20 protein-coding genes are annotated in these 23331 nt (G+C 70.8%); 10 read left to right on the top strand and 10 right to left on the bottom strand.

Annotated elements, in window-relative coordinates; translation table 11 throughout:
• Positions 1 to 764 (top strand): heavy metal translocating P-type ATPase (locus tag JGS39_RS07565; protein ID WP_219567976.1); only part of this gene is annotated, 764 nt, incomplete at its 5' end.
• Positions 765 to 1332: 568 nt separating this feature from the next.
• On the opposite strand, the gene JGS39_RS07560 is transcribed toward JGS39_RS07565, so the two are convergent.
• Positions 1333 to 2631 carry a citrate synthase gene (locus tag JGS39_RS07560; RefSeq protein WP_219567975.1) on the bottom strand — a complete coding sequence of 433 codons (1299 nt, stop codon included), beginning with the start codon at positions 2629 to 2631 and terminating at the stop codon, positions 1333 to 1335.
• Positions 2632 to 2760: 129 nt separating this feature from the next.
• Positions 2761 to 5103: an SF1B family DNA helicase RecD2 gene (recD2, locus tag JGS39_RS07555; RefSeq protein WP_219567974.1), complete on the bottom strand. Its 2343-nt coding sequence runs from the start codon at positions 5101 to 5103 to the stop codon at positions 2761 to 2763.
• A gap of 220 nt (positions 5104 to 5323) precedes the next feature.
• Here recD2 and JGS39_RS07550 point away from each other — a divergent pair, with 220 nt between their 5' ends.
• On the top strand, positions 5324 to 5848 hold the full coding sequence (locus JGS39_RS07550) for a hypothetical protein (RefSeq protein ID WP_219567973.1): 525 nt from the start codon (positions 5324 to 5326) through the stop codon (positions 5846 to 5848).
• 12 nt (positions 5849 to 5860) lie between these two features.
• On the opposite strand, the gene JGS39_RS07545 is transcribed toward JGS39_RS07550, so the two are convergent.
• The gene (locus tag JGS39_RS07545; protein ID WP_219567972.1) at positions 5861 to 6508 is read right to left on the bottom strand and encodes an NAD(P)-dependent oxidoreductase; all 648 of its coding nucleotides are present in this window, start codon (positions 6506 to 6508) and stop codon (positions 5861 to 5863) included.
• 125 nt (positions 6509 to 6633) lie between these two features.
• Between JGS39_RS07545 and JGS39_RS07540 the strand changes: the two genes are divergently transcribed.
• A complete protein-coding gene (locus tag JGS39_RS07540; RefSeq protein WP_219567978.1) occupies positions 6634 to 6990 on the top strand; it encodes a winged helix-turn-helix transcriptional regulator in 357 nt (118 codons plus the stop codon).
• Between the two features lie 31 nt (positions 6991 to 7021).
• On the opposite strand, the gene JGS39_RS07535 is transcribed toward JGS39_RS07540, so the two are convergent.
• The gene (locus JGS39_RS07535; RefSeq protein WP_219567971.1) at positions 7022 to 7420 is read right to left on the bottom strand and encodes a VOC family protein; all 399 of its coding nucleotides are present in this window, start codon (positions 7418 to 7420) and stop codon (positions 7022 to 7024) included.
• A 434-nt stretch (positions 7421 to 7854) separates the two neighbouring features.
• Between JGS39_RS07535 and JGS39_RS07530 the strand changes: the two genes are divergently transcribed.
• Positions 7855 to 8913, top strand: a complete 1059-nt coding sequence (locus tag JGS39_RS07530) for a MarR family transcriptional regulator (protein WP_219567970.1) — start codon at positions 7855 to 7857, stop codon at positions 8911 to 8913.
• A gap of 240 nt (positions 8914 to 9153) precedes the next feature.
• Here JGS39_RS07530 and JGS39_RS07525 read toward each other — a convergent pair whose 3' ends face one another.
• Genes JGS39_RS07525 through JGS39_RS07515 form a run of 3 tightly spaced genes read right to left on the bottom strand, consistent with a single transcriptional unit; the run spans position 9154 to position 12312 of the window.
• A complete protein-coding gene (locus JGS39_RS07525; RefSeq protein ID WP_219567969.1) occupies positions 9154 to 9981 on the bottom strand; it encodes a sugar phosphate isomerase/epimerase family protein in 828 nt (275 codons plus the stop codon).
• The gene (locus JGS39_RS07520) at positions 9978 to 11123 is read right to left on the bottom strand and encodes a dihydrodipicolinate synthase family protein (protein ID WP_219567968.1); all 1146 of its coding nucleotides are present in this window, start codon (positions 11121 to 11123) and stop codon (positions 9978 to 9980) included. The genes JGS39_RS07525 and JGS39_RS07520 overlap by 4 nt, the downstream gene beginning before the upstream one ends.
• A 37-nt stretch (positions 11124 to 11160) precedes the next feature.
• The gene (locus JGS39_RS07515) at positions 11161 to 12312 is read right to left on the bottom strand and encodes a Gfo/Idh/MocA family protein (RefSeq protein WP_219567967.1); all 1152 of its coding nucleotides are present in this window, start codon (positions 12310 to 12312) and stop codon (positions 11161 to 11163) included.
• 150 nt (positions 12313 to 12462) lie between these two features.
• Between JGS39_RS07515 and JGS39_RS07510 the strand changes: the two genes are divergently transcribed.
• Both JGS39_RS07510 and JGS39_RS07505 read left to right on the top strand, forming a co-directional pair.
• A complete protein-coding gene (locus JGS39_RS07510) occupies positions 12463 to 13527 on the top strand; it encodes a LacI family DNA-binding transcriptional regulator (RefSeq protein WP_219567966.1) in 1065 nt (354 codons plus the stop codon).
• Between the two features lie 254 nt (positions 13528 to 13781).
• The gene (locus JGS39_RS07505) at positions 13782 to 14570 is read left to right on the top strand and encodes a sugar phosphate isomerase/epimerase family protein (protein ID WP_219567965.1); all 789 of its coding nucleotides are present in this window, start codon (positions 13782 to 13784) and stop codon (positions 14568 to 14570) included.
• A 44-nt stretch (positions 14571 to 14614) separates the two neighbouring features.
• On the opposite strand, the gene JGS39_RS07500 is transcribed toward JGS39_RS07505, so the two are convergent.
• Complete coding sequence (locus JGS39_RS07500) at positions 14615 to 15013, bottom strand: VOC family protein (protein WP_219567964.1); 399 nt, start codon at positions 15011 to 15013, stop codon at positions 14615 to 14617.
• Between the two features lie 92 nt (positions 15014 to 15105).
• Between JGS39_RS07500 and JGS39_RS07495 the strand changes: the two genes are divergently transcribed.
• Positions 15106 to 16107, top strand: a complete 1002-nt coding sequence (locus JGS39_RS07495) for a helix-turn-helix transcriptional regulator (RefSeq protein WP_219567963.1) — start codon at positions 15106 to 15108, stop codon at positions 16105 to 16107.
• Positions 16108 to 16284: 177 nt separating this feature from the next.
• Here JGS39_RS07495 and JGS39_RS07490 read toward each other — a convergent pair whose 3' ends face one another.
• Positions 16285 to 17220 (bottom strand): EamA family transporter, encoded by a 936-nt coding sequence (locus JGS39_RS07490; RefSeq protein WP_219567962.1) that lies wholly within the window; start codon positions 17218 to 17220, stop codon positions 16285 to 16287.
• Between the two features lie 174 nt (positions 17221 to 17394).
• Here JGS39_RS07490 and JGS39_RS07485 point away from each other — a divergent pair, with 174 nt between their 5' ends.
• Positions 17395 to 18303: a LysR family transcriptional regulator gene (locus tag JGS39_RS07485; protein ID WP_219567961.1), complete on the top strand. Its 909-nt coding sequence runs from the start codon at positions 17395 to 17397 to the stop codon at positions 18301 to 18303.
• Positions 18304 to 18321: 18 nt separating this feature from the next.
• Here JGS39_RS07485 and JGS39_RS07480 read toward each other — a convergent pair whose 3' ends face one another.
• The gene (locus tag JGS39_RS07480; RefSeq protein WP_219567960.1) at positions 18322 to 18738 is read right to left on the bottom strand and encodes a hypothetical protein; all 417 of its coding nucleotides are present in this window, start codon (positions 18736 to 18738) and stop codon (positions 18322 to 18324) included.
• A 129-nt stretch (positions 18739 to 18867) separates the two neighbouring features.
• On the opposite strand from JGS39_RS07480, the gene JGS39_RS07475 reads away from it, so the two are divergent.
• Both JGS39_RS07475 and JGS39_RS07470 read left to right on the top strand, forming a co-directional pair.
• Positions 18868 to 20718: a glycoside hydrolase family 3 protein gene (locus JGS39_RS07475; protein WP_219567959.1), complete on the top strand. Its 1851-nt coding sequence runs from the start codon at positions 18868 to 18870 to the stop codon at positions 20716 to 20718.
• A gap of 288 nt (positions 20719 to 21006) precedes the next feature.
• Positions 21007 to 23328, top strand: a complete 2322-nt coding sequence (locus JGS39_RS07470; protein ID WP_219567958.1) for an ATP-binding SpoIIE family protein phosphatase — start codon at positions 21007 to 21009, stop codon at positions 23326 to 23328.
• Positions 23329 to 23331 lie beyond the last annotated feature (3 nt).

Below are 23331 nucleotides of genomic sequence, written 5' to 3'. Positions count from 1 at the left end.
GCACCGGCACCGCACTCCCCACCCCCGAGGACTTCACCAACATCCCCGGACTCGGCGTCCAGGGCATCGTCGAGGGCCACGCGGTCCTCGTCGGCCGACCCCGGCTGCTCGCCGACGCCGGAATCGCCCTGCCCGACGCACTGGCGGCCGCGATGACCGAGGCAGCCGCTCAGGGCCGTACCGCGATCGCGGTCGCCTGGGACGGCGAGGCACGCGGTGCCGTCGAAGTCGCCGACGCGGTCAAGGAGACCAGCGCGGAGGCAGTCGCCGACCTCCGCGCGCTCGGCCTGACACCGATCCTGCTGACCGGCGACAACCGGGCGGTCGCAGAATCCGTGGCCCGCGCCGTCGGGATCGACGAGGTCCGTGCCGAGGTGCTTCCCGAGGAGAAAGCGCACGTCATCGAGCGCCTCCAGGCCGATGGGCGTTCGGTCGCCATGGTCGGTGACGGGGTCAACGACGCCGCGGCACTGGCCACCGCGGACCTCGGTCTGGCGATGGGCACGGGTACGGACGCCGCGATCGAGGCGAGCGATCTGACGCTCGTTCGTGGAGATCTCAAGGTGGCAGCCGATGCCATCCGGCTCTCCCGCCGTACCCTGGCCACCATCAGGGGCAACCTTTTCTGGGCATTCGGCTACAACGTTGCTGCTCTACCCCTTGCGGCATTTGGCCTGCTCAACCCTATGATTGCGGGAGCGGCGATGGCCTTCTCCTCGGTCTTCGTCGTGACGAACAGCCTGCGCCTGCGGTCCTTCACGTAATTTCCACAAAGAGACTTAGATCACACCGGTTTAGGGGTAACCATTCGGTGGGTTCGCGAGTCTAAGAGAGCGACGCCAAGGACGTCTTGGGGGACGTCCGTCGGAGGGTCTTGGGGGACGCTCCGGGCAAGCGTTGGCCGGGGCACGTGCACCGGGGAGCTTTGAGCGGCCCTCCCGTCCGTACGTACCCCGGCAGACCGCAGGCGGCACGCGCAGGCGGTACGAGGAAAAGCGCAGGACCAGTACGACCCAGCAGTACCGAGGAACCCAGGAGCTTCGGCTCCCACTGAACGCCCGGCCGGATCCCGTGGGGGGAATCCGCTCCGGGAAATGGGAAGCGCCTCGTTGTCGGCCCGTGGGGGGATCGACGGCGGGGCGCTTCTCGCTTTACGGCGGGAGCGCTCCCGCCCTGCCGACCAGCGCGCGGGACGCTCACGGCCAAGCCCTCCCCGCAGTCATGCCCGGGCAAGCAAATCGCCCCGGACACCGCGCTCTGTGCGAAAGCGCGGCAGTCGGGGCGAAGGCAACCGGCCAACGGGGCCGGGGTGGTGCGGGGGTGGTCCGGAGGTCAGCGACCCTCGACCGGGACGAAGTCGCGCAGGACCTCGCCGGTGTAGATCTGGCGCGGGCGGCCGATACGGGAACCCGGCTCCTTGATCATCTCGTGCCACTGGGCGATCCAGCCCGGAAGGCGGCCGATCGCGAAGAGCACGGTGAACATCTCGCTCGGGAAGCCCATGGCCCGGTAGATCAGACCGGTGTAGAAGTCCACGTTGGGGTAGAGGTTGCGCGAGACGAAGTACTCGTCGGAGAGCGCGTGCTCCTCCAGCTTGAGCGCGATGTCGAGCAGCTCGTCGGACTTGCCGAGCGAGGACAGCACGTCGTGGGCGGCGGCCTTAATAATCTTGGCGCGCGGGTCGAAGGACTTGTACACCCGGTGGCCGAAGCCCATCAGGCGGACGCCGTCCTCCTTGTTCTTCACCTTCTGGATGAAGCTGTCGACGTCGCCGCCGTTGGCCTGGATGCCCTCGAGCATCTCCAGCACCGACTGGTTGGCGCCACCGTGCAGGGGACCCCACAGCGCGGAGATGCCGGCCGAGATCGAGGCGAACATGTTCGCCTGCGAGGAGCCGACCAGACGCACGGTGGAGGTCGAACAGTTCTGCTCGTGGTCCGCGTGCAGGATGAGCAGCTTCTCCAGCGCCGAGACGACGACCGGGTCCGGCACGTACTCCTGGGCGGGGACCGAGAAGGTCATGCGCAGGAAGTTCTCGACGTAGCCGAGGTCGTTGCGCGGGTAGACGAACGGGTGACCGATCGACTTCTTGTACGCGTACGCCGCGATGGTCGGCAGCTTGGCCAGCAGCCGGATCGTCGAGAGGTGACGCTGCTCCTCGTCGAACGGGTTGTGGCTGTCCTGGTAGAAGGTGGACAGCGCGCTGACGACCGAGGACAGCATCGCCATCGGGTGGGCGTCGCGCGGGAAGCCGTCGAAGAACCGCTTGACGTCCTCGTGCAGCAGCGTGTGCTGGGTGATCTCGTCCTTGAAGCCCGACAGCTCGTCGACCTTCGGGAGCTCACCGTTGATGAGCGTGTACGCGACCTCAAGGAACGTCGACTGCTCGGCGAGCTGCTCGATGGGGTAGCCGCGGTACCGCAGGATGCCCTGCTCGCCGTCAAGGTAGGTGATGGCCGATTTATAGGCAGCGGTGTTGCCGTATCCGCTGTCCAGCGTCACCAGACCGGTGTTCGCCCGGAGCTTCCCGATGTCGAAGCCCTTGTCGCCGACGGTGCTGTCGATCACCGGGTAGGTGTACTCGTCATCGCCGTACCGCAGTACTACAGCGTTGCTGGTGTGCTCGCTCACGTCATCCCTCACCGACGTAGTGCCTCTTCTTCGAGGTTCCCTGACTGTCTCCACCCTCCCCCATTTGGCTCAGGAGAGTGCACTCGGGGTCGTCCATTGGACCTACTCGCGGCACTGAGTGCCGCGAACTTATTCATCCTGCCCCCTTGACTGCGGTTGCGGAAGACCTCCGTGATGTTTCCCACCGATTTGATCGATCATTTTTTCGGAGGATCCTCCTTCCGCGCCCCCACGCAGCCGGTGATCCAGCGCCGTACAGCGTCTGCCTGCGGAAACCGTGCGGACCGCCTGGCCGATCGCCTGCCGGGAGCCGACCAGCACGACGAGCTTCTTCGCCCTCGTCACGGCGGTGTACAGCAGGTTCCGCTGGAGCATCATCCAGGCGCTCTTCGTCACGGGGATGACGACGGCCGGGTACTCGCTGCCCTGGGAGCGATGGATCGTCATGGCGTACGCGTGGGACAGCTCGTCGAGCTCGTCGAAGTCGTAGCTGATCTCCTCGTCCTCGTCCGTCAGCACGCTCAGCTTCTGTTCGTCCAGGTCGAGGGCGGTGACGACACCGACGGTGCCGTTGAAGACACCGTTCTCCCCCTTGTCGTAGTTGTTGCGGATCTGGGTGACCTTGTCGCCGACGCGGAACACCCGGCCGCCGAACCGCTTCTCGGGCAGATCGGGGCGGCCCGGGGTGATGGCCTGCTGGAGCAGCCCGTTGAGATGACCGGCTCCGGCGGGACCGCGGTGCATCGGGGCGAGCACCTGCACGTCCCGGCGCGGGTTCAGCCCGAACTTGGCCGGAATCCGGCGGGCCGCGACGTCCACGGCCAGCACCCCGGCGTCCTCCGTCTCGTCCTCCACGAAGAGGAAGAAGTCGCTGAGCCCCTGGGTGAGGGGCGGTACGCCGGAGTTGATGCGGTGGGCGTTGGTGACGACGCCGGACTTCTGGGCCTGGCGGAAGATGGTCGTCAGCCGGACCGCCGGGACGGGGCTGCCGTCGGCGAGCAGATCCCGCAGCACCTCCCCCGCACCGACCGAGGGCAGCTGGTCCACATCGCCGACCAGCAGCAGATGGGCGCCGGGCGCCACGGCCTTGACCAGCTTGTTGGCGAGCAGCAGGTCGAGCATGGAGGCCTCGTCGACGACGACGAGGTCGGCGTCGAGGGGACGGTCCCGGTCGTACGCCGCGTCCCCGCCCGGCTTGAGCTCCAGCAGCCGGTGCACGGTGGAGGCCTCGGCACCCGTCAGCTCGGAGAGCCGCTTGGCCGCCCGCCCCGTGGGCGCCGCCAGCACCACCTTCGCCTTCTTCGCGCGGGCCAGCTCCACGATCGACCGGACGGTGAACGACTTGCCGCAGCCCGGCCCCCCGGTCAGCACGGCCACCTTCCGGCTGAGCGCGAGCCGTACGGCGGCCTCCTGCTCGGGCGCGAGCGTCGCCCCCGTACGCCCCGCGAGCCACTTCAGCGCCGCGTCCCAGTCCACGTCACCGAAGGCCGGCATCCGCTCCTCCGGCGTACGCAGCAGCCGTCGCACCTGGGCGGCCAGGGCGATCTCGGCCCGGTGGAAGGGCACCAGATAGACGGCCGTGATCGGCTCACCGCCCTCGGGCGACGGCACCTTCTCCCGTACGACGCCCTCCGGCTCCGCGGCGAGCTCGGCCAGGCACTCGATGACGAGCCCGGTGTCGACCTGGAGGAGCTTGACCGCGTCCGCGATGAGCCGCTCCTCGGGCAGGAAGCAGTGCCCCTGGTCGCTGGACTGCGACAGCGCGTACTGCAGCCCGGCCTTGACGCGCTCCGGGCTGTCGTGCGGAATGCCGACGGCCTGAGCGATCCGGTCCGCGGTCAGGAAGCCGATGCCCCAAACGTCGGCGGCCAGCCGGTAGGGCTGGTTCTTCACGACGGAGATCGAGGCGTCCTCGTACTTCTTGTAGATACGGACGGCGATGGAGGTCGAGACGCCGACGCTCTGGAGGAAGACCATGACCTCCTTGATCGCCTTCTGCTCCTCCCACGCGGCGGCGATCATCTTCGTCCGCTTCGGCCCGAGCCCGGGCACCTCGACCAGGCGCTTCGGCTGCTGCTCGATGATGTCCAGGGTGTCCACGCCGAAATGGGTGGTGATCCGGTCCGCCATCACCGGCCCGATGCCCTTGATCAGCCCGGAGCCGAGGTAGCGGCGGATGCCCTGGATCGTGGCGGGGAGGATCGTCGTGTAGTTCTCGACCGTGAACTGCTTGCCGTACTGCGAGTGCGAACTCCAGCGCCCCTCCATCCGCAACGACTCACCGGGCTGGGCCCCGAGCAGCGACCCGACGACGGTGAGCAGGTCGTTGCTCCCCCGGCCGGTGTCGACGCGCGCGACCGTGTACCCGTTCTCCTCGTTGGCGTACGTGATGCGCTCGAGTACGCCTTCCAGGACGGCCATGTTCGGCGTGGACGATGTCGCGGGGGACGTCGTGGATGACCTGGTGGACATGGTCGAGACGGTACCGGGCGGGGCTGACATCGCGGGGGCCGCGCGGGAAGAGGACGTCCGCCGGACCCGCAGCGCCGGTCAGCCGGCCGTCATGCGCGGTGACGTACCCGGCGGACGAGGCATCGTCTCCGGAACCATCCCGCTGACCGGAAGAGGCGACGGAGAAGGCACCGAGGACGTTCGTATCAGGCTTGTCAGAGGCGGTGGTTACGCTGCGGGCATGAACAGCAAGACGTGGGATGCCCTGGCGGCGACTCCCCTCCCGGAAGTACGGCGCCGCGCGACGGTCATGGACGAGCTCGCCGAGGTCGAACCGGTGACGGTGCCAGGCGCACAACGCCTGGCGTGGAACGACCGCGGCGGCCAGTCCGCCGTCTGGTACTTCGCGGAGGACGGCCGCGCGCTGCTGCTGACGTTCGACCACGAGTCGGATCTCAATCTGTACGCCGAGGACGATTTCGCCCTCCAGGAGTCCTTCTACGAGGGCGTCCCCGATTCCCTCGTCGCCCTGGTCCGCGACCGTCCCGAGAACTACGAGTCGCTGAACCTCACGGACCCCGCGACGGGCCGGACGATCCACTACGCGGGCGGTGTCTTCTGGTACGACGGCACGCGCTGGCACGTGGCCGACGGCCTGGCGGAGTACTGCCGCCGCGAGGACGCCGACCTCTTCAACGAGTCGGGCTTCGACTACTGCCTGCGCGGCTACCTCTTCGGCCAGGAGTTCACGCCGGAGGCTCCGTAGCCAGGGCTGTCGTCAGCCCGCCACCGCGGTGAGCGAGCGGTGGTGTTTCGGCGTCTCGATCTCGTCGATCAGGGCAACCGCCAGGTCCGCGTAGGAGAAGGACGGAGCGCCGTCGGCCATCACCTGCTCGCCGCCCGTCCGGTACCGGCCGGTGCGCGGGGCCTTGTCGTCCAGCATCACGGGCGGCGGGGCGACGACCAGCCAGTCGATGTCCGTCTCGGCGGCGCGGAGCACGTCGAGTTCCGCGGTGTGGCCGAGCGAGAAGGCCCGCGCCTCCTCCGGGAAGCCTGGGGCGTCATGGACCGCAACGCCGGGAGCGGTCTCCAGCGTGCTTCCGATCCCGATCAGGACCAGCCGGCCCACGCCCGCACGGGCCAGGCCGTCCAGCAGGGCGTGGGCGACGCTCACGTAGAACTCGTCCGAGGGCATGTCCAGCCGGCCCGCGGCGCTGATCGCCGCGTCGTGCTCCGCCGCGACCTCGGCGACACTGTCCGCCCGGGTGACGTCACCGGCGACCACGCTCACGCCGGCGCCCAGGTCCCCGTACTTGTCCGGATCCCGCACCACCGCGGTCACTTGGTGCCCACGCGCCACAGCCTCCGCGACCGCCCGCCTGCCGGCCCGTCCGCCCGCTCCGAAAACGACGATTCTGCTGCTCATGGGGTTCCCCTCACCAAGGCCTGCGGACCGCCGGCCGATGCAGCGGACGCTAGCCCCGCACCCCATGGTTTCCGCAACGATAGTTACGTACGCTCACGAGGGTGAGCCAACCACTTGATCCCGAAATGTTCACGGGCTGTTCCCACGCCACCTCGCCGCTTCGACTCGGCGGCAAGTGGACCGCGAAGATCATCAGGTGCCTGGAGGACGGCCCCCGCCGCTTCTCCGAACTGGAGGTCCCGCTGCGCGGCATCACACCGAAGGTGCTGACCGAGACTCTGCGGTCGATGGAGCGCGACGGACTCCTCACCCGTACGGTCGGCGACGGCGTCCCGCCCCGGGTGGACTACGAACTGAGCGCGCTCGGGCGGACGTTGCTCGCACCGATGGCGGCCTGTTGCGCGTGGGCGGCGGAGCATCTGCCCGAACTGGAGGACGCGCGGGAGTCGTACGGGGGCCCGGCGCGCAGCTCCGCTTCGTGAGGGACTCCCCCTCGGGATGGCGCCGGACGGGTCAGACCGTCGGCCTGTCGCCACCGCTCGACGCGTGACTCAGGTCCACGACGCAGAAGATGTTGTCGTCCGGATCGGCGAGCACTACGAAGTCGGGGTCGGGCGGGTAGTGGTCCCAGTCGACGGTTCGCGCGCCGAGACCGACCAGCCGCCGGACCTCCACCTGTTGTTCCTCGGCCGTGTCCGTGAAGAGGTCGAGGTGGAGACGGGGGTGCGGCTCGACCGGGGAAGCGCTGCGCAACAGGCCAAGGGCTCGGGCGGAGCCGTCGGGGTGAACGAGCGTCCGCCAGGTCTCGCTCTTCCGCTCCTCGGCGGCGACCAGGTTCAACGCCGCGGTCCAGAAGGCCACTGCGCGGGGAAGGTCCGTGACACCGATGACGGGGATTCCTAGTCTCAGCATGAGCGCGAGCCTAGTGGCTGCCCCGTACCGGCCCTTGACACGAGAGTGGTCGGCCGCGACCGGCGCCGGACCTCGTTGAGCTCGGAGCTCGGAGCTCGGAGCTCGGAGCTCTCCAGCTTCGAACGCAGTGCGGACCCGCTCACTCTTTCGTGGGTATGGGAAGGAGCGCGGGCCCGACGCTTGAGCTCCGAGATTCGAGGGTCGAGAGGCAAGCTCCGAGATTCGAGCGATGCAGTTATCCGGAAGGGAAAGAAGGGTTCGGGTAAACCCTCCCCCACCGCCCTGACCCGTAACGCTCAGCAAGTGTGACTATTCGTGATCAGGTTGCGGCTCACTGTCACGGCTGCATACGTTGCCCTCGACAAGTCGACCCCGACGCGGTGTTCTTCGCACCGGCCGGGGTCTCACCCCAAGATCGATCGGAACTCGACCCCGTGGCTACCGAGAACCTTAGCTCCGCCCTGCGCACACCCGCAGCTTCGCGCCCGTACGCCAAAGCCAACCCCAGCTACGGCAAGCGCACGGCACCAGAGCAACGTCCGCCCGGCGCACATGACTTCGCGCTGCTTCCGGAGCGGGAGCGGTACGTCGCCGGATATGTCGACCGGCTTCCCGACGGAAGCGCCATGGACGTCAAGTCGCTGGCCAAGGCGCTTCCCCTGCACGGCCAGATGGCCGTCGGCAGCGCTCTGCGGGCCCTGAGCGCAGCAGGTCATCTGCGCCGCGTGCGATGCCAGGTCGTCGACGCGGACAGCCAGAGCCGCTGGGTCACCCGAACGTTCTGGTCCCGTACCGCACGCGACAGCGAGTGGTGGAACGCCTTCGCCCAGGCCGGGTGCCAATGGACCGTTCCGCTGCCCGCGACGGAACCCACCGCGCCACCGGAGGAGCCCGTGATCGCAGAGGCCCGGACGGCTCACGCCGAGCCGGTGCAACCGTCCGAGCCCCCGCAGCCCGCACCCGCACCCGTCGCGCCACTCGCACCGCTCGTACCCCAGCAGCGGTCCGCTGGCGAGGGCAGCCCGGCCGGCCCCTCACCCGCGTACCTCGCCCTGGCCCAACTCGGCTACGGGGAACCCCGCCTGGCCCTGTCAGCCGCCGACTGCGCGGTACTCGAAGAGCTGGCTTCCGCCTGGCTGAATCGCGGCGTGAACGCGGACTACCTCACCCGGGCGCTCACCGCCGGACTTCCCGCACAGGTCGACTCCCCCGTCGGCTTCGTACGCAGTCGGCTCATCGCCAAGGTCCCGCCCGAGCTGCCTGTCACGGCATCACACCCCGCACCGGACGCCCCTGTTCGCCGCATGATGATGGAGTGCACCGAATGCGGCGTACCCGGCCCACCCGAAGCGCTCCCCGACGGCCTCTGCCGCGCCTGCCGCGCGCCTTCCCAGGCCACCGGCGACACCTCGGACGCCACCGCCGTGAAGCCGGCCGAACGCGACATCAACGCACTGGTCGGCAACCTCCGCAATCTGATGCGCACGCCCTGACTCACCTGCCCTGACCTGTTCGGGGTCGACTCGTCGAGTACCCGAACAGCGAAACGGGGCCCGGTCTCTCGACCGAGCCCCTCTCACTCTCCCCCTGTCAGGCGCCTCCCGATCCCCCCGGACCACTCCCCGGAAGCTCCTGACTACACATACGACACGGCAGGGCGCGGAAGGGTTGCACGCCGGGGCAATCTTTTTGCCTCCGGAGTCGGGGGCGGCGGAAACCGCCCGGTCACGGCGTCAGCAGGCGTGCTCCACATACCGGGCGGCGACCTCTGCCAGGACCTCCGCGCCGTCGCGCGCCCACAGGTCCTCGTTGAAGATCTCCACCTCGATCGGGCCGTCGAAGCCGGTGGCCTCCACCGCCGTGCGGAAGGCTCGGAAGTCCACGCTACCTTCGCCGAGTTGGCCGCGGCCCAGCAGGACGCCCGCCGGGAGCGGGGTGATCCAGTCGGCGAGCTGGAAGGAGTGGATGCGGCCTGCCGCGCCCGCGCGGGCGATCTGGGCGGGGGCCTGGTCGTCCCACCAGAGGTGGTACGTGTCGACGACCACGCCGACCTGCTCGGCCGGGAAACGTTCCGCGATGTCCAGGGCCTGGGACAGGGTGGAGACCACGCAGCGGTCCGAGGCGAACATCGGGTGCAGCGGTTCGATGGCCAGGCGTACGCCTCGTTCGGCCGCGTAGGGGGCCAGTTCGGCCAGTGCGTCCGCGATGCGTTCGCGGGCGCCGTACAGGTCCTTGCTGCCCTCCGGGAGGCCGCCCGAGACCAGCACCAGGGTGTCCGTGGACAGGCCCGCCGCCTCGTCGAGCGCCGCGCGGTTGTCGTCCAGGGCGCGGGCCCGCTCGGCCGGGTCGAGGGCGGTGAAGAAGCCGCCCCGGCAGAGGCTCGTGACGGTGAGCCCGTGGTCGGCGAGGAGGGCTGCGGTGCGCTCGACGCCGTACTCCTGAACCGGGGCGCGCCACAGACCGACCTTGTCGACGCCCGCCTTGGCGCAGCCTTCGGCCAGCTCGGGCAGCGACCACTGCTTGATGGTCTCCTGGTTGATGGAGAGCCTGCCGTCGCTCATCGGGTGCCTCCTTGCACGGTCATCAGGGCGCGCATCCGGGACTCGGCCAGTTCCGGGTCGGGGAACAGGCCCAGGCGGTCGGCCAGTTCGTACGCCTTCGCCAGGTGCGGCAGCGAGCGGGCCGAGTGCAGGCCGCCCACCATCGTGAAGTGGTCCTGGTGGCCGGCCAGCCAGGCGAGGAACACCACGCCGGTCTTGTAGTAGCGGGTGGGCGACTGGAAGAGGTGGCGGGACAGCTCGACCGTCGGGTCGAGGAGTTCGCGGAAGCCCTTGGTGTCTCCGGTGTCCAGGACCCGTACCGCGTGCGCGGCCAGCGGGCCGAGCGGGTCGAAGATGCCGAGCAGGGCGTGGCTGAAGCCGCGGTCGTCGCCGGCGATCAGCTCGGGGTAGTTGAAGTCGTCCCCGGTGTAGCAGCGCACCCCGCTCGGGAGGCGGCGGCGGACGTCGATCTCGCGCTCCGCGTCGAGAAGCGAGATCTTGATGCCGTCGACCTTGTCGGGGTGTTCGGCGATGACCTGGAGGAAGGTGTCCGTCGCCGCGTCCAGGTCGGTGGAGCCCCAGTAGCCGTCCAGCGCCGGGTCGAACATCGGGCCGAGCCAGTGCAGGACGACCGGTTCCGTGGCCTGGCGCAGGAGATGCGCGTACGTGTCCAGGTAGTCCTGCGGGCTCTTCGCCGCGGCGGCGAGGGCGCGCGAGGCCATCAGGATGGCCTGGGCGCCGCTCTCCTCGACGAGGGCGAGCTGCTCCTCGTACGCGGAACGCACCTCGGCGAGCGTGGCCGGGCCGGCGGGGAGCTGGTCGGTGCCGACGCCGCAGGCGATGGCACCGCCGACGGACTTGGCCTCCGCGGCCGAGCGGCGGATGAGCTCGGCCGCGCCGGCCCAGTCCAGGCCCATGCCGCGCTGGGCGGTGTCCATCGCCTCGGCGACACCGAGGCCGTGCGACCAGAGGTGGCGGCGGAAGGCGAGGGTGGCGTCCCAGTCGACGGCGGCCGGTGAGTCGGGGCTGATGTCGGCGTAGGGGTCCGCTACGACGTGGGCTGCGGAGAAGACCGTACGGGAGGCCAGGGGCGCTCCGCCGGGGGCGAGGTCGAGCGGGGTGGTGCGGGGCTCGTACGGCCCCTGCGGGAGGTGGATCGTCATGCGGTCAGCTCCGGTGCGACGGGGATCGGGCGCTGTGTCACAGGGTCAGCTCCGGCACGTCGAAGCGGCGGCCCTCGGCGGAGGACTTGAGACCGAGCTCGGCGAGCTGGACGCCGCGGGCTCCGGCCATCAGGTCCCAGGCGTACGGCTCGTCGAGCACGATGTGGCGGAGGAACAGCTCCCACTGGGCCTTGAAGCCGTTGTCGAAGACCGCGTTGTCGGGGACCTCCTGCCACTGGTCGCGGAAGGACTCCGTGACCGGGAGGTCCGGGTTCCAGACCGGCTTGGGGGTCGCCGAGCGGTGCTGGACACGGCAGTTGCGCAGGCCCGCGACGGCGGAGCCGTGGGTGCCGTCGACCTGGAACTCGACGAGCTCGTCACGGTTGACGCGGACCGTCCAGGAGGAGTTGATCTGGGCGACCGCGCCGCCCTCCAGCTGGAAGATGCCGTACGCGGAGTCGTCCGCGGTCGCGGCGTACGGCTTGCCGTGCTCGTCCCAGCGCTCGGGAACGTGCGTCTGGACGTGCGCCTGGACGGTGGTGACCCGGCCGAACAGCTCGTGGAGCACGTACTCCCAGTGCGGGAACATGTCGACGACGATGCCGCCGCCGTCCTCCGCGCGGTAGTTCCAGGAGGGACGCTGGGCCTCCTGCCAGTCGCCCTCGAAGACCCAGTAGCCGAACTCGCCGCGCACGGAGAGGATCTCGCCGAAGAAGCCGCCGTCGATGAGGCGCTTCAGCTTGAGCAGGCCCGGCAGGAAGATCTTGTCCTGGACGACGCCGTGCTTGATTCCGGCGTCGCGGGCGAGGCGGGCGAGGTCGAGGGCGCCCTCGACGTCGGTGGCGGTGGGCTTCTCGGTGTAGATGTGCTTGCCCGCCGCGATGGCCTTCTTGATCGCCTCGACGCGCGCCGAGGTGACCTGCGCGTCGAAGTAGATGTCGATGGTGTCGTCGGCGAGGACCGCGTCCAGGTCGGTCGACCACTCGGTCAGGCCGTGCTGCTCGGCGAGTGCCTCCAGCGCGTGGGCGCGGCGGCCGACGAGGACCGGCTCGGGCCACAGCACGTCGCCGTTGCCGAGATCGAGGCCGCCCTGCTCGCGGATCGCGAGGACCGAGCGCACCAGGTGCTGCCGGTATCCCATGCGACCCGTGACGCCGTTCATGGCGATGCGCACTGTCCTGCGTGTCACGAAAGTTCCTCCATACAGCCGTAGCAAGCGCTTTCTATGCGGTATGACGCTAGCCTGCCGACAGCGGCCTGGACAAGAGGGGGCGCGCTGATTGGTTTGGTCCACTCCTGGTTCGGGCCCATCCCCCTCATCACTCCTCGGAGGAATGCGATGACAGTCACCCTGGCGGACGTGGCGGCTCGCGCCCGGGTGTCCCCGGCCACCGTCTCCCGCGTGCTGAACGGCAACTACCCTGTGGCGGCGTCCACTCGGGAGCGGGTCCTGCGTGCGGTGGACGACCTGGACTACGTGCTCAACGGGCCCGCGAGTTCGCTCGCTGCGGCCACGTCCGACCTGATCGGGATCCTGGTCAACGACATCGCCGACCCGTTCTTCGGGATCATGGCGGGCGCGGCCCAGACGGAGATCGGCGGCCCGGGCGACGGTTCGGGCCGGGCGGGCGGCGAGAAGCTCGCGATCGTCTGCAACACCGGTGGCACCCCCGAGCGCGAGCTCACCTACCTGACCCTGCTCCAGCGCCAGCGCGCCGCCGCCGTCGTCCTCACCGGCGGCGCGGTCGAGGACCCGGCCCACCAGGCCGCGGTCTCCGCGAAGCTGGCGAAGCTCGCGGACGCGGGAACGCGGGTGGTCCTGTGCGGGCGCCCCCCGTTGGCCGACAACACCTCCGTGGTGGCCGCGCTGGCCTTCGACAACCGCGGCGGCGGCCGGCGTCTCACCGAGCACCTGCTCTCGCTGGGCCACCGCGACATCGGCTATGTCGCGGGCCCGGTGGAGCGGACCACGACCCGCCACCGGCTGGAGGGCCACCGCGACGCGATGAAGGCCGTGGGGATCGTGGGCGACGAGGACCGGCTCACCGTGCACGGCTCCTACGACCGGCGCTCCGGCTACGACGCCACGGTCGAACTCCTGCGCCGCGAACCGGGGATCACCGCCGTGGTCGCGGCGAACGACACGGTCGCCCTGGGCGCCACCGCGGCGATCCGCGACCGCGGGCTGCGCATCCCCGAGGACATCTCGGTGGCGGGCTTCGACGACCTGCCGTTCTCCGTGGACGTGGTCCCGGCCCTGACGACCGTACGGCTGCCGCTCTTCGAGGCGGGGGCCCGGGCGGGCCGGCTGGCGACCGGCAAGGAGGCCCCGCCGCCGGGCGGCATCGCGACGATCGCCGCGGAGCTGATGGTGCGCGGTTCGACGGCCCCGCCCCGGGGGTGAGAGCCGGACCGCGTCGGGCCGCGGGAAGCGGAGCTCACCGCATCGCCCGGCCAGGCACGAGTCGCACCGCACCGACCGGGGTACGCGACGGCCCCGCCCCGGGGATGAGAGCCGGGCCGCGTCGGGCCGCGGGAAGCGGGAGCTCACCGCATCGCCAGGCCCAGCGCGAATCGCACCGCACCGACCGGGGTACGCGCCCGACGCGCCCCGGTCCGTACGGTGCAGGGGCACGTAACGACGGAAGGAACACGCACGTGAAACTCGCCTTCTCCACCCTCGGGGTTCCGGGCCTGCCGATGGCCGAGGTCATCCGGCTGGCCGCCGAGCACGGCTACCAGGGAGTGGAGCTGCGCGCCCACCCCGAGGAGCCGGTGCACCCCGGCCTCCCGAAGGCCGAACGGGCCGCCGTCGCCGATGAGTTCAAGCGGGGCGGGGTCGAGATCCTGACCGTGGCCGGGTATGTGCGGGTGGCCGCCGAGGGCGACGACCAGCCGGTGCTGGACGAACTCGCCGGGCTGATCGAGCTGGCCCATGACCTGGGCGCATCAAACGTCCGGGTCTTCCCGGGCGGCGGCGACCAGGAGCACGACGCCGCCGACGCCACGGCCGCTCGCCGGCTGGCCGCCGCCGCGCCGTACGCCGCCGACCTGGGCGTACGCGTCCTGCTGGAGACCCACGACTCGCACCGCGCGGGCGTCGACGTGGCCCGGGTGGTCGGCACGGTCGGGCACGGGAGCATCGGCGCGCTGTGGGACGTCATGCACACCTGGCTGGCGGGCGAGGAGCCGGTGGCGAGCCATGCGGTGCTGGCCCCGCACCTGGGATACGTACAGGTGAAGGACATCGCCTCGGCCGAGGACACCACTCCGGTGGCCCTGGGGGCGGGAGTTCTGCCACTGCGGGCGTGCCTGGACACGCTCGACGCGGACAGTTGGGTCTGCTGGGAGTACGAGAAGCGCTGGCACCCGGGGGCGGCGGACCTGCCGGGGATGCTGGCCGCGGGGCGCGAGCACCTGCTGCGGTTGGGGGCGCCGAAGGGCTAGAGCGGCACGGGGAGGGCCCCCGTCCGCGAGCAGCAGGTCGACCCTCAGCGGGCGAACTTCTCGATGGCGGACGGGGTGACGGGGGTGAAGAAGTTGACGAGGTTGCCGTCGGGGTCGCGGAACAAGAGCGCGCGGTTGCCCCAGGGCATGGTGGTGGGCTCGTTGACGAAGTCCTCAACGAAGCCGGTCAGGTTCTTGTGCACGCTGTCCACGTCGTCGACAAGGAATTCGAGGATGACGCTGTGGTTGTCGGCCGGGCGGGCGGAGCCGGGCGCGAACAGAGGGACGGTGCGGGTGCTGCCGATCGCGAGGGTGGCGGAGGTGGTCCTGAGCTCGGCGAAGTCCTCGTTGGACCAGTCGGCAGTTACTCCGGTGGCACGCTCGTAGAAGTCGACGAGGCGGGCGACGTCGCCCGTGATGATGCGGACAGAGACGAAGTCCATGGGTTCTCTCCCTGGTCGGTCGGTGTTTCCGAGTGCACGCTACGTCGAATACCGGGCGGAATCCGCCCGGTATGTGCGGGAGACTTCTGGGCATGCCTCGACCCATTGCTCGCGTGCTCACCCTGCTGGAACTCCTGCAGTCGGGCGGCATCCGGACCGTGACCGAACTCGCCGACCGGCTCGACGTCGACGAACGCACCGTGCGGCGCTATGCCGGCCACCTCGTCGACCTCGACGTGCCCGTCGAGTCGGTACGCGGCCGCTACGGCGGCTACCGGCTCGCCCCCGGCTACCGCATGCCTCCGCTCATGCTGAGCGACGACGAGGCACTCGCCGTGCTGCTCGGTCTGGTCGCGGGTCGGCGGACCGGCTTGACCACGGCCACGGGCACGGCAGGTGAGACGGCGGCGGCCAAGATCCGGCGAGTGCTGCCCGAGCGGCTGAGCCTCAGGCTCGACGCCGTGCTCGGGTCCCTTGCCTTCACGGCTCCACCCGGCGAGACAGTCGCCCCGGACTCCGGGGTCCTGCTCCCGATCGCCGACGCGGTGAACCATCACCGGCCGATCTCGATCGGGTACACCGCCGCCGACGGCCGGCGCAGCGAACGCACACTGCACCCGTACGGGGTCGTCGCCCACTCGGGCAGGTGGTACGTAACGGCTGCGGATCTCACGACGGGCGAGGACCGGACGTTCCGGCTGGACCGGATCACCGGTGTGAGGACCCTGCCCGGCTCGTTCGAACCACCTGCCGGACTCGACCCGGCGGAGCGCGTTCTGACAGGTCTCGCGACGGCTCCGTACCGGCATGAGGTGACCCTGCGGGTCCAGGGGACGGCCGAGCAGATCCACACCCGGCTTCCCGCCGGCGTCGCGATCGTGGAGGAACTGCCGTCCCCGAGCAGCGCAGATCCGGAGACCGAGCGCTGGTCACGTGTCGAGCTGCGGGTGGACCGGCTCGACTGGCTGCCTGCTGTACTCGCCTCGCTGGACCGGCCCTTCGTCATCGAACGTCCGGATGAGCTCCGCGGCCTCGTCGAGGCTCTCGCGGAACGGCTCACGCACTCTGCCCGGCGAAGCCCACCTGACGCATGACGGATTCGTGACCCCGCGCCGGTCAGCCCCGAGCTGCTCGGAGACGTGGGCTGTCCGGTGCCGTCGAAGCCGCACTGCCGGACGGATCCGCGGTCCGGCTTCGATGGCAGACGGTCCAGGTTCGCTGTCACGGAACATCTCCACCCATCCCGTCCTCGAACAGTCGGCGCCGACGGCCTACGGCACGTTTCCGACGTACTCCGGCTGCCCGCCCACGGGGGCCGGGCCGGGAATCTCCGGCGCGGCGACCCGGGCCCGCCGCGCCCCCGCGAGCGAGGTCAGCGCGACCCCGCCGACCAGCAGCGCCGCCGCGCACCACCGCAGCGGGCTCACCGATTCGCCGAGCAGCAGAGCGGCCGACGACATGCCGAACACCGGCACGAGCAGGGTGAACGGGGCCACGGACGAGGCCTGGTAGCGGCTGAGCAGGAATCCCCAGGCCCCGAAGCCGAAGATCGTGACGACCCAGGCGACGTAGACGATGATGGCGGCGCCGCTCAAGTCCAGCGCGGCGAGCGCGTCCCGGTCGCGGTCCCAGCCCTCGAAGAGCAGGGACAGGCCGAGCAGCGGCAGGACGGGCACGGTCGAGACCCACACCATGAAGTTGAGGGAGTCGGGCGGGGCGGCCCTGCGGGTCAGGACGTTCGACACACCCCAGCAGGCCGCCGCGGCGATCACCAGGACGAAGGCGAGCACGGGCCCGCTCGCCCCCTCGTCGACGGCGGCCACCCCGATGCCGGAGAGCGCCACCGCCATGCCCAACAGCTTTACCTTTCCCGGCCGTTCACCCAGGACCAGCGCCGCGAAGAGGGCCGTGAACACCGCCTGCACCTGAAGGACGAGGGAGGAGAGTCCGGCGCCCATCCCCCGGTCCATCCCGATGAAGAGCAGGCCGAACTTGGCCACGCCCAGGGCCAGCCCCACGCCCACGATCCACTTCCACGCGACCTTCGGCCTGCCCACGAAGAACACGGCGGGCAGGGCCGCGACGAGGAAGCGCAGGGCCGAGAAGAGCAGCGGTGGGAAGTGGTCGAGCCCGAGCTCGATGACGACGAAGTTGACGCCCCAGAGGGCGGCCACCAGGACCGCCAGGGCGATGTGGAGGGGACGCATGCACCGAGGATCGCGCGTGCGGACCATGTAGCACCAGCACGGTTTCCTTCATGGTGAAATTGAGTGTTGCTAATGAATCGTTGCCCATGAAGCATTGCTCGTGAAGCGTAAGCGTTGCTCATGAAGCGTTGCTCGTGAAGCGATGGAACCCCCCTGGGACCCCGGAAGGCCACCGTGCTCGATCTCGCCCGGCTGCGCGCCCTGCACGCCATCTCCGTCCACGGCTCCGTCGCGCGTGCGGCGGCCGCGCTCGGCTACACCCCGTCGGCGGTCTCGCAGCAGATCACCAAGCTGGAACGGGAGACCCGTACGACGTTGCTGGAGCGGCGCGGGCGCGGGGTCGCGCTGACCGAGGAGGCCGTCCATCTGGCCGCGACCGCACAGGAGTTGCTGGCGATCGTGGAGCGCGCCGAGACCTCGCTCGAGGAGCGCCGGGGACTGCCGACGGGCCGGCTGTCGATCGGCGCGTTCGCCTCGGCGGCGCGCGGGCTGCTGCCCGGGGTACTGGCGGAGCTGGACCGCGAGCACCCCGAGCTCGACGTGCGGCTGACGGAGGTCGACCCGCACCTCTCGGTGGACCTGGTGGCCAAGGGTGTGATCGACCTGGCCGTCGCGCACGACTGGGACATCGCCCCGCTGCCGGCCCCGGAGGGCGTGGCGCAGGCGGACATCGGGGACGACCGGTGCGACCTGCTGGTGCCCGCGGGCCACCGGCTGGCGGGCCGGGACGGGGTCCGGCGCGAGGAGCTGGCGAAGGAGCGGTGGATCTGCCAGCCGCCGGGAACGGTCTGCCACGACTGGCTCGTACGGACGCTGCGCACGGCGGGCTACGAACCCGATATCCGCCACCAGGCCGAGGAGAACCACACCCAACTCGCCCTGCTCGCCGCCGGACTCGGGGTGGCGATGATCCCCCGGCTGGGGCGCGGGCCGCTGCCGGACGGAGTGGTGGCGGTGCGGATCGATCCCGTACCGGTGCGGCGGCTGTACGCGCTGTGGCGTACGGAGGCGGCCCGCCGTCCGGCGATCACGGCGGCCGTCTCGGCGCTTCAGGCGCATGGGGCGGACGTGGGGCTGCGGTGACGGTCCGCCCTCCTCCGCTCAGATCGCTCCCGCCTTCTTGAGACGCTCCAGCGCGGCCGCGCTGCGCGGCACGACATCCGCGGCGTCGAAGAGGAAGCGCTCGGCGTCCTCGACGGCGAATGTGCGGAGTACGTACTGCTCGGCGAGGTCCACGGCCCATGGAGCGGGGCCGACCGGCTCCCGCCTCGCCGCGCGGAGCCAGCAGAACATCTTGCCGGCGAGCCATGCGCCGATGCGCGTAGTCCACCGCCCGGCGAAGTCACCGTCGGTCTCCAGGCCCATGCGCGCAGCCTCACGGCGCACTTCGGCCATGCGCTCACGGGTGACGGTCCGCGGCTGCGGCATGAGTTCCCGCAACAGGATCCTCACGTCGACCCAGTCGGGCCTCTCCTCCGATTCCTCGTCCCCGACGGTCACCCTTTCGGGCGGGGGCACGGGCGCAGCCGGTCCGGGGCGCGCTGAAAACGGTCCGGACCCTTGACCGGAAGTTATTTTCTGTATATCCGTGATCCTTGGCAGTTTCTTTCAACCCCCTCGTCATTGAGTACGGCCGAAGGAGCTCACGTGCACGACCGCACCTCCAGACGCACCCTCCTCACCGCCACCGCGGCAACCGCCGTCGCGGCGGCTGCGGGCATGGCAGTCGCCCCCGGCGCCCTCGCCGCCCAGAAGTCCGCCAGCAGCAGCCACACCTCCCCCGCCACCACGCAGCGGCTGAAGCGGCTCATCTCCCGGATGAGCCTGGAGGAGAAGGTCGGCCAGCTCTTCGTCATGCGGGTCTACGGGCACTCCGCGACGGAGCCCGACCAGGCCGACATCGACTCCAACCTCGCCGAGATCGGGGTGCGTACCGCCGCCGAGATGATCGCCAAGTACCACGTGGGCGGCATCATCTACTTCGCATGGGCGCACAACACCCGGGACCCGCACCAGATCGCCGATCTCTCCAACGGCATCCAGCGGGCCGGGCTGGCGGGGCCCAACTCCGTGCCGCTCCTCATCTCCACCGACCAGGAGCACGGCATCGTCTGCCGGGTCGGCGAGCCCGCCACGCTGATGCCGGGCGCGATGGCGCTGGGTGCGGGCGGTTCGCGGTCCGACGCCCGCCGGGCCGGGCAGATCGCGGGCGCCGAGCTGGCCGCGATCGGCATCTGCCAGAACTACGCACCGGACGCGGACGTCAACGTCAACCCGGCCAACCCGGTGATCGGCGTACGGTCCTTCGGCTCCGACCCGCAGTCCGTGGCCGGCATGGTCGCGGCCCAGGTGAAGGGGTACCAGAGCGCCGGGATCGCCTCCACGGCCAAGCACTTCCCCGGCCACGGCGACACCAGCACCGACAGCCACACCGGGCTGCCGGTCATCACCCACACCCGTGAGCAGTGGGCCGAGCTGGACGAGCCGCCGTTCAAGGCGGCGATCGCCGCGGGCATCGACTCGATCATGACGGCCCACATCGTGGTGCCCGCGCTCGACCCGTCGGAGGACCCGGCGACCCTGTCCAGGCCGATCCTCACCGGGATCCTGCGCGAGGAGCTCGGCTACGACGGCGTCGTCGTCACCGACTCGCTCGGCATGGAGGGCGTGCGGACGAAGTACGGCGACGAGCGGGTGCCGGTGCTGGCGCTCCAGGCGGGCGTCGACCAGCTGCTCAACCCGCCGAGCCTGGAGGTGTCGTGGAACGCCCTCCTGGCGGCCGTCAAGAGCGGTGAGGTCAGCGAGGCCCGGCTCGACGAATCGATCCTGCGCATCCTGCGGCTGAAGACGAAGCTGGGGCTGTTCGACGACCCGTTCGTCAGCCGCCAGGGTGTGGACCGTACCGTCGGCACCCGTTCGCACCTCGCCGCCGCCGACCGGATCGCGGAGCACACCACCACGCTGCTGGCCAACGACGGCGCGCTGCTGCCGCTGTCGCGCCGCTCGCACCGGAACGTGCTGGTGGTGGGGGCCGACCCGGCCTCACCGTCCGGTACGACGGGGCCGCCGACCACCACGCTGGCCCAGGCGTTCAACGAGCTGGGGTACACGGCCACGGCCCTGCCCACCGGTACGGCCCCGACCAGGGCGGCCATCGACGCGGCGGTGGCGGCCGCGCAGGGCAAGGACGCGGTGGTCGTGGGCACGTACAACGTCTCGGCGACGAGTGCGCAGCGGACCCTGGTGCGCGAGCTGGCGGCGACCGGTGTCCCGGTGATCACGGTCGCGATCCGCAATCCGTACGACATCGCCCAGCTGGCCGGGACCGGCTACGCGGCGAGTCTGGCCTCGTACTCGTGGACGGACGTCGAACTGCGGGCAGCGGTCCGGGTGATCGCGGGCCGGGCCGAGCCGGAGGGCAGGCTGCCGGTGCCGGTTCCGCGCGCGGACGATCCCGCGCAGGTGCTGTATCCGGTGGGGTACGGGCTGACGTACTAGCCGTCCGGTCGGCGTAGGACTTCGGGCAGTGTGGACGGCTCCGTGTCCGCACTGCCCGAAGCGCTGTACGGACGGCTTCCTGTCCGCACTGCCCGAAGCGCTGTACGGACGGCTCCGTGTCCGTACTGCCCGCAGCGCTGTGCCACGGGCGTCGCGCGGGCGGTTCCGCGCCCCGCGCGGCCGCTCCGGTGGCGGATGGCGGGGACAGGGCCGATTCTGGTGCCGTAGCCGTGTGTCGCACGCGGACGCCTGTTGCGGGTCCCGTCAGGGGGCGAAGGAGCTGGCTCAATGGCTGAAGCCCCCCTGGTCGTCGTGGACAGCAGCGGTGTGGTCACCGGCTGGAGCAGTGGTGCGGAGCAGCGCTTCGGGCTGTCGGCCGCCGACGCGGCGGGACGCCCTTTCGCCTACGTCCTGGCAGGGCGGGCGTGGCGGCGGACCCCTGACGAGGCGGTCCCGGGACTGTGGGTGGAGCCACTGGCCGGAACGGACTGGGGTATCTGGGCGTCCGACGGGGACGTGGGAGCGGTCGGGCAGGCGCTGCTGGACATGATGTTCCTCCAGTCGTACATGCCCGTCCGCGTACTCGATACGGAACTGCGTGTGACGCGTGCGAGCGTCCCGCCCGGCACCGGCAGCCACGAAGCCGACGGACTGCGGGGGCGGCTCTTCACCGAGCTGTGCGGCTTCGAGGAACCGGACGCGGTGGACGCCTTCCTGCGGGAGGTCCTGGACACGGGTGTGCCCGGAATCCGTCGGGTGTTCCACGCCCGCCCGGATGCCGCGAAGGCCGACGGCCCGCACCCCGGACAGTGCCCCGTACCGGCCGAACGGCGCTCGCTCTCCGTCACGGCGCTCCGGCTGGAGGAACGGCGGGGGGAACAGGACCGGGAAGGCACCGTCCTCGGGATCGCCGCGTCCATGGTCGACGTGACCGACGAGGCCAGACTCCGGCGCCGGGAGGCCACCCTCACCGGGGTACGCGAGAACGTGGGCACGACCCTCGACATCGAGACCACCTGCCACGAACTCGTCGACGCGCTGGTCCCCGCCTACGCCGACGTCGGCGTGGTCGAGATCGTCGAGTCGCTCCTGCGCGGCGAGGCCCCCCAGCCCGGGCCGATGCGGGGCGATGTGCCGCTGCGGCGTGCCGCGTACAAGGGGCTGCCCCCGCCGGCCCGCCGGGTGGGCGACATCCGCACGCTCGTCGACGGAACCCCGTACCAGCAGGCCCTGTCCGACCTGCGGGCGCGCCTGGTCCCGCTGACGGGCGGACTCTGGGCCGACGTCGACCCGGCACAGGCGCGCGTCATCCGGGCCGCCGGTTCGCACACTCTCCTGCTGGCGCCGCTGACACTGCACGGTGGGGTCCTCGGCCTGGTCAGCCTCTACCGGAGCGGGGACTCCGAGCCCTTCACCGAGGACGACATCCCGGTCGCGGCGGCGGTGGCCTCCCGGGCCGCCCTCGGTATCGACAACGCGCGCCGCTACGTGCACGAGTACACCGTCGTCAGCGCGCTGCGCAGAGCCCTGCTTCCCCAGCGGCAGGCGGAGCAGCCGGCCGTCCGGACCCAGCACCTGGTGCTGCCCGGACGGGACGGCACCAACTGGTTCGACACGATCTCCCTGCCGGGGGCCCGGACCGCCCTGGTGATCGGGGAGGTGAGCGAACACGGCATCCACGCGGCCACCGCCCTGGGGCAGCTGCGCACCGTCGTCCAGGCCCTTGCCGCGCTCGATCTGGAACCCGACGAGCTGATCGCCCGGGTGTACGACTCCGCGGCGATGCTGATGCAGGAACGGAATCAGCTGCCGCCGGAGGACCCGCTGCACCGCAGGCCTCTCGCCGCCTCGTGCCTGTACGCCGTCTACGACCCGTTCAGCGAGACCTGCGTCGTGGCCTCCGCCGGTCATCCGGCCCCGCTCGTCATCGCCCCGGACGGCACCGCCTCCGTCGCCGGCGTACAGGTGGGACCGCTCCTGGGGACCGAGGAGCGGGGGCCCGTGGCCGCGGCCACGGTGCCGCTGCGCGAGGGCAGCCTTCTCGCCCTGTACAGCAGTGTGCTGCGCGACCACGCCGAGCCGTCCTCGGGTGTGCTGCGCCGGGCGTTCGCCCACCCGGACCGGCCGCTGTCGCACCTGTGCGAAGCGGCCGCCGCCGCCCTGCCCGATGCTCCCGGGCTCCAGGGCGCCGTCCTGCTCCTGGCCAGGACCCGTGCCATGCCGCCGGACCGGTTCGCCGCCTGGGAGCTGCCGCACGACACGTCGGCACCGGCCACGGCGCGCCACCTGGTGGCCGAACGGCTGGCCGCCTGGAACGTCGGCGGGGAGACCGGCGACGCGACCGAGCTGATCGTCAGTGAACTGGTGACCAACGCGGTGCGCTACGGAAGCCCGCCGGTGAGACTGCGCCTGATCCTCAACCGCGGACTGACGTGCGAGATCTGGGACAGCAGCACCACCGCCCCGCACATGAAGTACGCCGGGGCGGTGGACGAGAGCGGGCGGGGACTGTTCATCATCTCCCAGCTCGCCACCCTGTGGGGCACCCGCTACGCCCCACAGGGCAAGACCGTCTGGTCCGAGCAGACGCTGTCCCCCGACGGGGAGTGAGCG

Source organism: Streptomyces poriferorum (assembly GCF_019399235.1).
In the GTDB taxonomy this organism is placed as follows: domain Bacteria; phylum Actinomycetota; class Actinomycetes; order Streptomycetales; family Streptomycetaceae; genus Streptomyces; species Streptomyces poriferorum.
This window is presented reverse-complemented; position numbering and strand designations above follow the sequence as displayed.

Coding starts and splice junctions, on each gene's coding strand:
- JGS39_RS07500 (WP_219567964.1), bottom strand. CDS start 15,013: ATGGACTTCGTCTCTGTCCGCATCATCACGGGCGACGTCGCCCGCCTC.
- JGS39_RS07535 (WP_219567971.1), bottom strand. CDS start 7,420: ATGCTGAGACTAGGAATCCCCGTCATCGGTGTCACGGACCTTCCCCGC.
- JGS39_RS07490 (WP_219567962.1), bottom strand. CDS start 17,220: ATGCGTCCCCTCCACATCGCCCTGGCGGTCCTGGTGGCCGCCCTCTGG.
- JGS39_RS07525 (WP_219567969.1), bottom strand. CDS start 9,981: ATGAGCGACGGCAGGCTCTCCATCAACCAGGAGACCATCAAGCAGTGG.
- JGS39_RS07470 (WP_219567958.1), top strand. CDS start 21,007: ATGGCTGAAGCCCCCCTGGTCGTCGTGGACAGCAGCGGTGTGGTCACC.
- JGS39_RS07510 (WP_219567966.1), top strand. CDS start 12,463: ATGACAGTCACCCTGGCGGACGTGGCGGCTCGCGCCCGGGTGTCCCCG.
- JGS39_RS07495 (WP_219567963.1), top strand. CDS start 15,106: ATGCCTCGACCCATTGCTCGCGTGCTCACCCTGCTGGAACTCCTGCAG.
- JGS39_RS07540 (WP_219567978.1), top strand. CDS start 6,634: ATGTTCACGGGCTGTTCCCACGCCACCTCGCCGCTTCGACTCGGCGGC.
- JGS39_RS07545 (WP_219567972.1), bottom strand. CDS start 6,508: ATGAGCAGCAGAATCGTCGTTTTCGGAGCGGGCGGACGGGCCGGCAGG.
- JGS39_RS07520 (WP_219567968.1), bottom strand. CDS start 11,123: ATGACGATCCACCTCCCGCAGGGGCCGTACGAGCCCCGCACCACCCCG.
- JGS39_RS07550 (WP_219567973.1), top strand. CDS start 5,324: ATGAACAGCAAGACGTGGGATGCCCTGGCGGCGACTCCCCTCCCGGAA.
- recD2 (WP_219567974.1), bottom strand. CDS start 5,103: ATGTCCACCAGGTCATCCACGACGTCCCCCGCGACATCGTCCACGCCG.